General features: G+C 50.3%; 11 protein-coding genes. 10 read left to right on the top strand and 1 reads right to left on the bottom strand.

Annotation, left to right across the window (positions count from 1 at the left end; all coding sequences use genetic code 11):
- Positions 1-56 precede the first annotated feature (56 nt).
- The 9 genes from HEQ50_RS08890 to HEQ50_RS08850 all read left to right on the top strand — a co-directional run bounded on the left by HEQ50_RS08890 (position 57) and on the right by HEQ50_RS08850 (position 9,777).
- Complete coding sequence (locus HEQ50_RS08890) at positions 57-1,790, top strand: phospho-sugar mutase (protein ID WP_168900167.1); 1,734 nt, start codon at positions 57-59, stop codon at positions 1,788-1,790.
- 410 nt (positions 1,791-2,200) lie between these two features.
- The gene (locus HEQ50_RS08885; protein WP_168900166.1) at positions 2,201-2,443 is read left to right on the top strand and encodes a hypothetical protein; all 243 of its coding nucleotides are present in this window, start codon (positions 2,201-2,203) and stop codon (positions 2,441-2,443) included.
- A 63-nt stretch (positions 2,444-2,506) separates the two neighbouring features.
- Positions 2,507-3,922, top strand: a complete 1,416-nt coding sequence (locus HEQ50_RS08880; RefSeq protein ID WP_168900165.1) for a glycoside-pentoside-hexuronide (GPH):cation symporter — start codon at positions 2,507-2,509, stop codon at positions 3,920-3,922.
- A 199-nt stretch (positions 3,923-4,121) separates the two neighbouring features.
- Positions 4,122-5,291 (top strand): galactokinase, encoded by a 1,170-nt coding sequence (locus HEQ50_RS08875; RefSeq protein ID WP_168900164.1) that lies wholly within the window; start codon positions 4,122-4,124, stop codon positions 5,289-5,291.
- A 204-nt stretch (positions 5,292-5,495) separates the two neighbouring features.
- Entirely contained in the window at positions 5,496-6,503 is a 1,008-nt protein-coding gene (gene galE / locus HEQ50_RS08870) for a UDP-glucose 4-epimerase GalE (RefSeq protein WP_168900163.1), read from the top strand.
- Complete coding sequence (locus HEQ50_RS08865) at positions 6,503-7,966, top strand: UDP-glucose--hexose-1-phosphate uridylyltransferase (protein ID WP_168900162.1); 1,464 nt, start codon at positions 6,503-6,505, stop codon at positions 7,964-7,966. Before galE ends, HEQ50_RS08865 begins: the two co-directional genes overlap by 1 nt.
- Positions 7,967-7,988: 22 nt before the next feature.
- Positions 7,989-8,996: a LacI family DNA-binding transcriptional regulator gene (locus HEQ50_RS08860; protein ID WP_168900203.1), complete on the top strand. Its 1,008-nt coding sequence runs from the start codon at positions 7,989-7,991 to the stop codon at positions 8,994-8,996.
- Positions 8,997-9,162: 166 nt separating this feature from the next.
- Positions 9,163-9,354, top strand: a complete 192-nt coding sequence (locus tag HEQ50_RS08855; RefSeq protein WP_168900161.1) for a type II toxin-antitoxin system HicA family toxin — start codon at positions 9,163-9,165, stop codon at positions 9,352-9,354.
- Between the two features lie 24 nt (positions 9,355-9,378).
- Positions 9,379-9,777 (top strand): type II toxin-antitoxin system HicB family antitoxin, encoded by a 399-nt coding sequence (locus HEQ50_RS08850; protein WP_168900160.1) that lies wholly within the window; start codon positions 9,379-9,381, stop codon positions 9,775-9,777.
- Positions 9,778-10,367: 590 nt separating this feature from the next.
- On the opposite strand, the gene HEQ50_RS08845 is transcribed toward HEQ50_RS08850, so the two are convergent.
- Positions 10,368-12,317: a M13 family metallopeptidase gene (locus HEQ50_RS08845; RefSeq protein ID WP_168900159.1), complete on the bottom strand. Its 1,950-nt coding sequence runs from the start codon at positions 12,315-12,317 to the stop codon at positions 10,368-10,370.
- Between the two features lie 207 nt (positions 12,318-12,524).
- On the opposite strand from HEQ50_RS08845, the gene HEQ50_RS08840 reads away from it, so the two are divergent.
- A partial coding sequence (locus HEQ50_RS08840; RefSeq protein WP_168900158.1) for a transposase occupies positions 12,525-13,394 on the top strand: 870 nt, incomplete at its 3' end.

Genomic DNA, 13,394 nt, shown 5'->3' with positions numbered 1-13,394 from the left:
GGACCCGCACCAACCGTGGTGAAATGTTAAGTGACGATTGAAAAGGAGAGGTTTAGATGAGTTGGCAAGATAATTATCGCGTTTGGCAAGAACAAACCACCATGCTTCCGGATATCAAGCGAGAATTAGACGCGATGGCGGATGATCCCAAGGCGTTGGAAGCGGCCTTTAGTGGGCCTATGAGCTTTGGAACGGCCGGGATGCGGGGCGTTATGGGCCCTGGAATTGGCCAGATGAACGTGTACACGGTTCGCCAAGCTACCGAAGGGGTGGCCCGTTACCTGGATACGCTGGATGACGCGACTAAACAACGCGGGGTTGCGATTAGCTTTGATTCCCGGTACCATTCCACGGAGTTCGCTCACGAGGCTGCCCGGGTCTTAGGCGCCCATCACATTCCGAGCTTTGTCTTCGATGATTTGCGGCCAACGCCAGAATTATCCTTTGCGGTCCGTCACTTACAGACGGCGATGGGGATCATGATTACGGCGAGTCACAATCCCAAGCAGTACAACGGCTACAAGATCTACGGCCCGGATGGCGGCCAGATGCCCCCGAAGGCGTCCGACATGATCACCGACTTTGTCCGCTCAGCCAAGGATGTCTTTGCCATCAAGGTTGCCGATGAGCGGCAACTGCGTGCGGATAAGACCATGCAGATCATCGGTGAAAACGTCGACCAACCCTACTTGAAGAATGTGGCGAGTGTGACGATCAACCCTGAACTGGTCAAGACCGTGGGCAAGACGATGAAGTTAATCTATACGCCGCTTCACGGGACGGGGAAGGTGATTGGCGAACGGGCCTTGCGCGGTGCAGGCTTCGAGAACTTTACCATGGTGCCCGAACAAGCCATTGCCGATCCCGAATTTCCGACCGTTCCTTTCCCGAATCCCGAATTTCCGCAAGCCTTCGATATGGCGATTGCGCTGGGTAAAAAAGAGGGTGCCGACCTGTTAGTCGCCACCGATCCCGATGCCGATCGACTAGGCGCCGCCGTTCGCCAACCCAATGGGGACTACCAACTGTTGACGGGGAACCAGATTGCGTCAATTTTGCTGGCTTACATTTTAAAGGCCCGTAAGCAAGCCGGTCAGTTGCCAGCCAACTCACGCGTGGTTAAGTCCATTGTATCGACGGAACTGGCCACCAAGATTGCGGCGGCGTATGGCGTGGAAATGAAGAACGTGCTGACTGGGTTTAAGTTTATTGCCGAACAGATTCACCAGTACGAGACCAACCACGACCACACCTTCCTGTTTGGGTTTGAAGAAAGCTACGGTTACCTGATTAAGCCGTTCGTCCGGGACAAGGATGCCATCCAATCCACGGTGCTATTGGCGGAAGTCGCCGCCGACTACAAGCAACGGGGGATGACCCTGTACGACGGGATCGAGGAACTCTACGCGACCTACGGCTACTTTGCCGAAAAGACCACGTTTGAAGAGTTTGCTGGTATCGATGGGGCCAAGCAGATGGCGCATTTGATGAGTGAGTTTAGAGAAAATGCCCCGAAGTCGTTTGGTGACAGTACCATCGAAACGGTTGAAGACTTCTCGACCAGCGTCAAGACGGCCGCAGATGGGACGACCAGCACGATTGATCTCCCACAATCTAACGTTTTGAAGTACTGGTTAAGCGATGGCACCTGGATCTGCATTCGGCCTTCCGGGACCGAGCCGAAGGTCAAGTTCTACATTGGCACGAGTGCGTCCACGAATGCAGCTGCTCAGGAGCAGTTAGCTGGGTACGAAAAGGCCTTAAAGCAATACGTTGATTCTGTAAAGTAGACGAATTAAATTAAATGTTTGTGGCGGTTAGCCGTCCTCTTGCAGGGGGCAGTTGACCGCCATTTTTTGGTCGCCGGAGGATCTAAAAGTGGACAACCGGTTGTTAGCGGGTATTTCGGCGTAGTGGGCTGCTTTCAGTCGCTTGGCGAGGCTCACGCCATTTTCATAGGGGGTGAAGGGAGCTAACAGACTTTACCGCCAGCTTTACTAAATTTTTACATTGAAAAATACAACCGGTTGCAATTGTATTTGGCTCCGGATAGTCGCATTTTTTAGAATTTTTTTCACAATAAAAATCATTGCATTTATGGCGGTAAAACCTTATGATAATGGACGTAAAGCGCTTACATTTTAGTTAAAATGATTTGTGGGTTTAAGCGTCTATTTTTAAAAATCAGAGGTGGGTCAAAATGGCTAAGAGTGACAAAATTGTAGTGGATCCCGCGAAGTTTGCGGCGGCCGTTTTAGGAGGTAACGCGCAATATCCGGATGAGGAGAACAAACTGTATATTAAACGCCAGCTGACACTTTATCTGGAAGCCACGTTGCTGGCCCAAGACTTCAACAAGCTGGAAGAATCCCAGTTTGATATGGCCAAGGCGCAACAACGAGAAGATGTATTGTCAAAGATCATTGAGCACCGGTATCACTAGGGTAACAACTGAGAATGGGCAATTATTTTAAAGAGTTTCTTGTTGAAAGGTGTGGAAGAAACAATGGTTAAGCAATATCTCTCATATGCTTTAGGGGCGTTTGGACACGATGCCTTTTACGCGACATTGAATACTTATTTTGCAATCTTTGTTACCAGTGCCTTGTTTGTTGGCAAGGGTTCCGCCGCTGAAGCGGGAATCGTCACCACGATGGTCGTGGTCATTCGTTTAATTGAAATCGCTTTTGATCCCATGATTGGTGGGATGGTTGATAATACCGATACCAAAGTTGGGAAGTTTAAGCCGTGGTTGTTAGCCGGGGCCATTGTCAGTTCAGTTGGACTGATTCTGATGTTCTCTAGCCTGTTTGGCTTGGCGGATTCCAATTCGTCGCTGTACTTCCTGGTCTTCGGAATTGTCTTCGTCATTATGGATATCTTCTATTCATTCAAAGACATTTCGTTCTGGTCCATGTTACCTGCCTTGAGTGTGGACACCAAGGTGCGTAACCGATTCGGGACAGTTGGTCGGTTTGGTTCGACCTTAGGTTCCCAAGGGGTCATCATCGTGGTGACGCCATTGGTCATCTACTTTTCACAAATGTTCTCCGGTACTCATGGTAGTACCCAGACGCGTGCCGGTTGGTTAGGATTTGCGACAGTTATTGGTTTGGTTTCTCTGTTAGGGGCTTTGGCAACCTTCTTTGGAACCAAGGAAACCAAGAACCTGATTCGTGAAGATACTGAACGGACGCGGTTCCGCGATGTCTTCAAGGTCATTGGTGAAAATGATCAATTGATGTGGTTAGGTTTCTCGTACCTGTTATTTGCCTTAAGTTACGTGGTGACCAATTCCCTATTGATATACTACTTCCGTTATGTCATCGGGAACGCTGCAGCATACAGTATCATTGGGGTGGTTACGGCCATCTTAGGAATTATCTCGGTACCGCTGTTTCCAATCATTGTGTCTAAGATTACCCGGCGTGGCGTTTATGTCGGCGGAATCTGCATGATGCTGGTAGGGTACGTTCTGTTTAATTTTGCGGGCAGTAGTGCCATCATGATGTATATTGCGGACGCCATCTTCTTCTTCCCATACCCCATGATTTTCTTGGCGGCCTTGATGACCATCACGGACAGTGTGGAATACGGGCAATTGAAGAATGGCACGCGGAATGAATCCGTGACCTTGTCCGTTCGGCCGTTGATCGATAAGCTGGCCGGGGCCTTCTCAACGGGGATTGTGGTGATTGCCGCCGTTCACGCCGGGATGACGGGTAACGCCCAACCTAGTGATATTACCGCACACGGTATGTTTATCTTCCATTCTTTCATTTTCTACATGCCAATGATTCTATTGGTTGTCTCCGCATTGATTTACCAGTTCAAGGTAACCTTGTCCGAAAAGAAACATGCGGAAATTGTTAAAGAATTGGAACACAAGATTAAGACTGAAAAAATTGAATCAGAGAAGTAATTAAGACGTCTAAGCCTCAGGCAAATCTGCTGGGGCTTTTCTGTTAGAGGTATTTTTTTAAGACATTCGGTGGCGAAAACCGACGAATGCCGAAGTGGCCAAAAAGAAAGCGCTTCAAAAATAAATTGACAATAGTCGCAAAAGCGTTTATGATAATTGTAGTAAAAGTTTACTAAAACTCAAAAAGGGGTTAATCGCCATGGATTTTGCCAGCTTAGCAACGGAATATCAAGAGAAGTTTAACGTCGCGCCACAACGGGTGTTCTTTTCCCCGGGTCGGATTAATCTGATCGGTGAATACACCGATTTTAACGGGGGACACGTCTTCCCAGCGGCCATCAGTATGGGTACTTATGCCGCCTACTCAAGTCGTGATGACCGGCAGTTTCGGGTTTACTCGGCCAACGTTCCGGACGCCGGTACGTTGACGTTCTCACTGGATGATTTAGCCTTTAACAAGGCGGACAACTGGGCCAACTACCTGAAGGGCATGTTGTTTGAGCTGGCAAAGCAGAACCTGACGATCGACCACGGGTTTGATCTCTTCGTTCATGGGAACTTGCCGGATGCGTCGGGATTATCCTCGTCCGCGTCGATGGAAATGTTGATGGGCGAGATTCTCCACGCGGCATATGGCATGAAGTTGGATGAAGTCGAGATGGTCAAGGTCGGCCAACAGGTTGAAAACGACTACTTTGGGCTGAACACCGGGATCATGGATCAATTCGCCATTGGCATGGGGAAGAAGGACCAAGCCATGCTGTTGGACACCAATACCTTGGCCTACGAATACGCCCCACTAGATCTAGGGGATAACGTCGTGGTCATCATGAATACGAAGAAGCGCCGTGAGCTGACGGACTCCAAGTACAACGAGCGCCGGGCACAGTGTGAAGAGGCCTTGAAGCGGCTGCAAACCAAGCTTGACATTAAGACGCTGGGTGACTTGAATGAAGATCAATTTGATCAGAACGCCTACCTGATCAACGATGATGTCTTGATCAAACGTGCGCGGCACGCAGTCTTCGAAAACCAACGGACGTTGAAGGCCTTCAAAGCGTTGCAAGACAACGATCTTACCGTCTTTGGCCATCTGATCAACGCGTCGCACATCTCCTTGAATTACGACTTTGCCGTAACGGGTAAGGAGTTGGACACCCTGGTTGAAACGGCTTGGAAGCAACCCGGTGTCTTGGGTGCCCGGATGACGGGTGCCGGCTTCGGCGGTTGCGCGATTGCCCTGGTCAAGAAGGCCAACGTCAAAGACTTTGAGGCTCAGGTTGGTCGCGTTTATGAAGAAGCCATTGGCCACAAGGCTGAGTTCTACGTTGCCGAAATCGCAGACGGCCCTAAGGAATTGCACAAGTAGTCGAGAATCAGGCAATCTTGTCGGTTAAGTTAAGACGGGTTGGGTTCAGGTATTAGGCAATCACACTGACTTAAACCGACTTGTCAGCAAAACAGTCCGTTTGAAGATAAAATAGCGTACAACAGCTTCTGGTCAGCGACCATTGCCAGTTTGAGCAAGCCGGGCGTGAGCCACGAAGCGACACAATTGAGGAGGAATTGATTAATGACAGTTTTAGTCTTAGGTGGTGCCGGTTACATCGGCTCCCACGCCGTAGATCGTTTAGTAGAGAAGGGTTACGATGTTGCCGTTGTCGATAATTTGGTGACCGGTCATCGGGCCGCGGTGAATGCCAAGGCACGGTTCTACGAAGGAGACGTGCGCGACCAGAAGTTCTTGAACAGCGTCTTTGATCAGGAAGACATCGAAGGCGTCATGCATTTCGCCGCGTTCTCCATCGTTCCCGAATCCATGGAAAAACCATTAAAGTACTTCGACAACAATACGACGGGGATGGTGTCCTTACTCGAAGTCATGAACAAGCACAACGTTAAGCGGATTATCTTCTCGTCGACGGCCGCGACTTACGGTGAACCGAAACAGATTCCAATCAAGGAAACCGACCCACAGATTCCGACGAACCCATATGGTGAAAGCAAGCTGATGATGGAAAAGATCATGCGGTGGGCCGACGAAGCCTATGGGATTAAATTCATTGCGTTACGCTACTTCAACGTGGCCGGAGCCAAGGAAGACGGGAGCATTGGTGAAGACCATCATCCTGAAACCCACTTGATTCCCATCATCCTGCAGGTTGCTGCGGGTGAACGCAAGGAACTTTCAATCTTTGGGAGTGACTATCCGACTAAGGACGGGACCAACGTTCGGGACTATGTTCAAGTGGTCGACCTGGTTGATGCCCATATCTTGGCCTTGGAATACCTGAAGGCCGGTCATGACAGTGATGCCTTTAATCTCGGCTCTTCCACCGGCTTCTCCAACAAAGAGATGCTGGAAGCCGCACGGAAGGTCACCGGTAAGGAAATTCCAGCCAAGATGGCTCCACGGCGGGCCGGTGATCCTAGCACGCTGATTGCGGCGAGCGATAAGGCGCGGAAGGTCTTGAACTGGCAGCCACAATTTGATAACGTCGAAGATATTATTCGGACGGCTTGGAACTGGAAGCAAAAGCATCCGGCTGGTTACGATGATCAAAACGAGGCAGGTAAATAATGACACAAGAGACCATTCAAACGTTTATTGATGCCGTCGTGGCTTCGCCGGCACCCTACACGGAATTGGACCGGCAGTACGTGACCAACCGGATCTTTGCCTTGATTGGGGATGGCGCGGCGCAGGCTGCGGTGAGCGACGAACCGATTGATTTAGTCGCCGCGATGGTCGACACGGCCGTGGCCAACGGCAAGATTGAAGATGCGCCGAGTCCCCGTGAGATTCTGGAATCCCAGTTAATGGACTTCATGACGCCGCTCCCATCGGCGGTTAACCGGGGTTTCTGGGATCGTTATCAACAGAGTCCGAGTGCGGCGACCGACTGGTTCTACCAGTTGAGTAAGGCCAATAACTACATTAAAACGCGTAACATTGCCCGTAACGTGGTCTTCCCGGCACAAACGCCGGCCGGTGAACTGGAAATCACGATTAACCTGTCCAAGCCGGAAAAGGACCCCAAGGCCATTGCGGCCGCGCAGAACCAGCAACAGGTCAGCTATCCATTGGACCAGCTCTGCATGACCAATGAAGGCTATCTGGGACGGTTGGGCTATCCCGCCCGTAGTAATCACCGGATTATCCGCATGATGCTGGGCGGCGAGACCTGGGGCTTCCAGTATTCGCCATACGCTTACTTTGCGGAGCACGCCATCTTTTTGTCCAACGTGCACCGGCCAATGGTCATTAACCAGCATACCTTTACCAACCTATTGGAAATCGTACGGCAATTTCCGACGTACTTTGTCGGGAGTAACGCCGATCTGCCCATCGTGGGGGGATCCATGCTGACGCACGACCATTATCAAGGGGGGAAACATACCTTCCCAATGATGAAAGCGCCAATTGATCGGGCCGTAGATCTGGGCGTTGACGGTGTTTCGGCCGGGATTGTGAAGTGGCCAATGACCGATATCCGGTTGCGCGGGACACAACCAGAACCGCTGATTACGGCGGCGACAAAGGTCCTGAATTCATGGATTAACTATTCCGATGAGCAGGTGGACGTGCGGGCCTACACGGATGGTACGCGCCACCATACGATCACGCCGATTGCCTACCGTGACGGTGCGGATTACGTCTTGGATTTAGTGCTACGGGATAATCAAACGTCGACTCAGTATCCAGATGGGATTTTTCATCCGCATCAGGACGTTCAACACATCAAGCGCGAAAATATCGGCTTGATTGAGGTCATGGGCCGGGCAATTTTGCCGGCGCGGCTGAAGTCCGAGATGGCCGAAGTCAGCAAGTACCTGCTGGGGCAGTCGAATCAAATGGCGCCGATGCATCAGGCTTGGGCCGATGAATTGAAGCGAAACAACGACGTGACCGCGGCCAACGTGACCGCTATTGTCCACCAGGCAATTGGTAACACGTTTGCGCGGGTGCTCGCCGATGCGGGTGTCTTTAAACGAGACGCGCAGGGGCAAGCGGCCCTGGATAAGTTTATCGCGCAGCTTTAAAGTCTGTCAGGAGGTGAAGGTGATCGCAGCCACCCTAAAAGATATTGCGAATACTGTGGGCGTCTCACTAGCGACCGTGTCCCGGGTCTTAAACTATGACCGGACGTTATCGGTCAGCGAGTCCACCAGAAAACAAATATTCGAGGTTGCCGAGGACTTGAACTACACCAAGTCCAAGCGACGGGCCAATGCCCCGGTCAAGCAATTGCGAGTCGCCATCGTGCAGTGGTACTCGAAGTCTAAAGAGCTGGATGATCTGTATTACATGGCGATTCGTTTGGGCTTGGAGAAACGCTGTGAGCAGCTCAACATGCTTGCGACACGGACGTTTCAGAACAACCTACAGGCCATTGATTCCGACGTGGACGCCGTGATTGCCATTGGTAAGTTCAGCGACGACCAGGTCACCACACTGTCCCGGCTCACGGGTAACCTGGTCTTCGTGGATCAAGATCAGTTGGCACACGGCTACGATAGCGTGGTCACCGACTTTGACGTAGCCGTTCAACAGGTGGTCGACTTCTTCTGGCAGCATGACCAACACGAAATCGGATTGATCTGTGGGAGCGAGTCAACGACCGATGGTAAGCTCGACGTGCTCGATCCGCGTTACACGGCGTATTGCCATGAAATGCAGGTGCGGGGGGTCTTTGACCCGAAGCTGGTCTTCACTGGTGATTACACCGCGGAGTCGGGCTATGAACAGATGCAGGCCGCCATTACGCGGCTCGGTAAGCAGCTTCCGTCGGCGTTCTTTGTCACCAACGATCCAATGGCGGCGGGCGCATTGAAGGCCTTACGGGAAAACGGGATCGCCGTGCCAGAACAGGTCAGCGTCTTTAGCTTCAATGACACCACGATTGCCAAGTACGTCTTTCCCGAGTTGAGCAGCGTCCACGTGAACACGGAGATGCTGGGTGCGGAGGCCGCCGATCTGGTGGCCGACCGCATGCAAACCGGGCGACAGACACCGCAGCGCGTAACGATTGGGACCGAATTAATTGAACGAGAAAGTACGTTAAAAGCGTAAATCAAATAGCCCTCAAATCTTAGCGGATTTGAGGGCTATTTTGTCGTAATTATTGAATATACGGTAAGTTTTGGCCGATTTTTTAGATCGGTATTTTATAAGCGTTAATATGGATAAAATACCTACTTTTTGTTATACTACTTTCTAATTAGAGAAGGGGAAAGAAATGCCGATTCGTCCTGCGAAACTTGAAAAAGAGTTATTTAGTGCTGGATTTATCAGGGTTCCTACTCGTGGTAAGGGAGGACATAGACGTTACAAGCATCCAGATGGTCGAACAACAGAAATCCCGTTTCATACTGGCGAACTTAAGAGGGGAACTGAAAATAAAATTAGAAAGGACGCGGGTCTCAAATAAGCCCGTCACAGGTCTATTCAAAAAATGAAAAATAAATTGGTTTATCCTATCATCGCCCAAGAAAATAACGATGAAGATGGTCACTACTACGTTGGCTTTTCCCCAAATATTCCGGGGATGGTGACGCAGGCGGATACGATGCTTGGACTGGTTAACCATGCCGAGGATGCCATTGCCACGATGTTAGATGGTGAAAGCTATCCAGACGTTCAGGAACCTAAGGACTGGCATCTACAAGACAATGAGGTTGTCGTATACGTTACGGTAGATATGGGTGCTTGGGTTGGCAGGCACGCTAAGACGGTTAAACGCTCGATTACGGTGCCGGCCTATCTAAATGACATGGCCAAAAAACAAAAGATTAATGTGTCACGACTCGCAACCGAGGCTTTAGAGGAAATCTACGAGTCGGCACAAGGCTGATCATCTAAAGGTTGAAAGTTCACGAACATGTCCCAGTCCCCAGCTGACAAGGTTTATCGCCATAAAATTAATCATCACCGACCACCTGCGGCTGCCAGAGATTCCGGTGCTGTGGGGACCACCTGCGGCCTGAGAAGCGGTCCTCCGGCTGTCTCTGCCTGCCTCCGGTTACGATGGTTTAAAGCCACTAAATGTGTGGTGACATCGCTGGAATGGCAACGTCCGGTCAGTTTAATTGGTTACATCTCATGTAGCCGTGAGTGAGTCAAATTTGGTCTCAGCCGTGGGATTTACCAAGTGACTTTTCTTGGTAAATGGCGCCTTTGAGACGCGGGCTGACGGCTCAAAGCGAGGGAAAAGACAGCACTTTGGCTTTTCCCGATCCTTCCCACCGCGATCCAGACCAAATTTGGCGAACGGTAAGGCGGCCAGCACGCGACTATCATATTATAATGGTTGTTATCCTTGTCACACCAGGAATCTTAGCTGTTTTCTATCTTTCAACCTTTAGCTGAGCATACAAAAAATAGCTGTAAATTCTCACAATCGGGAATTTACAGCTATTTTGATTTGAAATTAAAGTTGCGCGACTACCAGATCTTCACCCGATCCGCCGGTGCCAAGTACATGGCGTCGTTGGATTGGACGTTGAAGGTGCTGTAGAAGTCAGACAAGTTCTTGAGTTGCACGTTGGCCCGCAGCTTAGCGGGGGCGTGGACGTCAATCGACAGTAAGAGTTGCATGTATTCCTTGGTGGCTTTCATCCGCCAGATATTGCCCCAGTTGATGAAGAAGGCGCGGAGGTCAACGTCGTCTTCAGACTTAGCGGCTTCTAGGGCACAACTCAGACCACCGGCATCGGCAATGTTTTCGGAAACGGTCAGTTTACCGTTGACCTTTTGACCGGCAAACGGGATGTCATCAAATTCGTTAATCATAGCCTTGGCCAAGTCCTTGAAGTGCGCCAGATCGGCGTCCGTCCACCAGTTATTCAGGTTCCCAAATTCATCGAACTGGGCCCCGTTGTTGTCAAAGGCGTGGGAGATTTCGTGGGCGATCACGGCCCCAATCCCGCCATAGTTGGCACTGCTGGACTGTTCTAGGCTGTAGAACGGCTTCTGCAGGATCGCCGCCGGGAAGACAATTTCGTTGTTGGTTGGAGAGTAGTAGGCGTTGACGGTGCTGGCACTCATTTCCCACTTGTCCCGGTCAACCGGCTTGCCCCAGTGACCGTAGGCGTCGGCTAAGATGATTTCGCTAAACTTTTGCAAGTTGTCGAAGACGGACTGATCAGTGTCCACGTGGAATTTGGCGTAAAGCGGATCGATCTTATCGGGATAACCCACCTTGATCGTCAGCTTCTGTAGCTTGACAATCGCCTTTTCCCGGGTCGCCTTGCTGAGCCAGTCGTTGGTCTTCAGGCGGTTCTGGTAAACGTTGGCCATCTTGACGACCATGTCGTGGACGTCCTTTTTAGCCGTTTCGCCGAAGTACTTGCGACCGTAGTAGTCACCGACTACTTGGGAGAAGCTGCCCATGGCCAGGTAGTAAGCGGCCTTGGCTTGGGAACGAGCTTCCTTCTTACCGGAGAGGGCCCGGCTGTAGGTGCCACCAACTTGACGGTATTCCTCGGTCAGAAGACCAGTGGCATCAAAGGCGGTGTTGACGAGCATCCAACTCTTGATGGCCTCGAAGTTTGCTGGCGTCAGAATGTCATCGACTGCATCGAAGAATTTCGGTTGCGGAAGGATCACCGTTTCCGGCGTATCGTGTAACAGGTCAGTAATGGCGCCGGTCAGGTCTAACGCACTGACCTGAGCGTCCACGGCGGCTAACTTCCGCGGATTGTAGATTTTGACGTAGTCAGCGGCTTCCTCGGAGGACTTCACGTGGGGTGCAATCTGCGCGTCAAATTGTTTAGCTTGTTCCACGATAGTTGCGGCCTTGTCGGCGGTATACCCGAGCAGTTCGAGTAACTTGGTTGCCGTTTGCGTAAAGATCGGCATGAGTTGCTTGGCCGCTGGGTTATCCTTACTGTAGTAGGTCTTGTCGGGCAAGAAGAGGCTCGGTGCATCCACGTAGAGCGCGTATTGGCTGGTGTCCTTCATGTCTGGTTCGACGCCGATTTCGATGGGCGCGGGGAGCCCCTGACGGTACCAGTCGGCTAAGTGCTGACTGAGATCGTCAAAGTCTGTCAGGGCTTCAATCTTGGCTAACCAAGGTTTGAGCGGGGCCGTGCCCGTCTTTTCCCGTTGGTCGAAGTCACTCGTCATGGTGTAAAGTTTCTTGAACTCCGCCATTTCAGGATTTGCCGGCGTTAATTTGCCCGCTAACAGGTCACCGAAGTCATGCATCAACGTGTGTTCAATGTTATCGGCCAAGTCCATGAAGCCACCGGTCGAAGCGTGGTCACCGGGGATGGTCGCTTGGGCGGCCCATTTGCCATTCACAGCATCGTAGAAGTCCTGGGTCAGCAGGGAATCGTCGACCGGGAAATCGGCTGCGGATGGGGTACCAGAAGCAAAATGATTAAGTCGCATAGGAAATCCTCCTTAAAAGTTGTCATTAATGACAGATTAACGCTTTTAGCGTTAAAAGGGAATTTTTTTTATTTAGAAATTAAGCAGAATACCTTTGATTTCAATCAAAGGATGAATGCGAAATCTTAATCTTTTCTAAAACGTACGTTCCCCTTTTTGATCCCAGCATGTGCTATACTTAATCCAATCTTTCGGGGAGGTGAAGTCATGGCAATGTTAGGTCGAACACTGAAGGTCAGACTCTATCCTGACGCAAGTCAAGCTACCCAACTCTTAGAAATGAGTCGAGAATATCAGCACCTAGCTAATCTAGTCAGCCAATGGGTCTTTGATCATGATTTCCCACTGAATAGCTTGAAAATCAATCATGCCCTGTACAAAGTATTCCGACGAGAATCGTTACTGAACAGTCAAATGATTCAATCCGTTTTTAGAACGGTGGTCGCGCGGTACAAAACAGTTCTGGAACAAATGAAGCACCATCCTTATCGCTATCAAGATGACGATAAGAAGTGGGTACGCGTTACCAAAGACTTGACCTGGCTGTTTAAGCCACTTCATTTTTCTCGTCCACAAGCAGATTTAGTACGACGAAGCAATTATTCTTTTGGGAATGGTTTAACTGAGATTTCCTTAACGACTCTTGAGAAAAGAGCTAAAATGCCCTTTACTATCAAGGGAGTTGAACACTATTTCCAGAATGGTTGGAAACTGGGTACGGCCAAATTAATACATAGCAGAGGTAAATGGTACTTACACATTGGTATCACTAAAGAGGTCGCGGACTTCGATTCAACCATCCCGTCTCAGATCGTAGGCATTGACCGAGGATTACGTTTTCTGACAACCACCTTTGATCAACGAGGAAAAACTAGATTTTTTGATGGGAAGAAAGTCCTGTTGAAACGTCATAAATTTCAGAAAATACGCGCAGAATTACAGCATCGCGGGACCAAATCAGCGAAGAAAAAGCTGAAGCAGTTACAGCAACGAGAGAACCGCTGGATGACTGACATCAATCATCAGCTATCTAAGACACTCGTTACGTTGTACGGCCCCCAAACGCTCTTTGTCCTG

This window comes from Lactobacillus sp. HBUAS51381 (assembly GCF_012641095.1).
Classification (GTDB): domain Bacteria; phylum Bacillota; class Bacilli; order Lactobacillales; family Lactobacillaceae; genus Levilactobacillus.
This window is presented reverse-complemented; position numbering and strand designations above follow the sequence as displayed.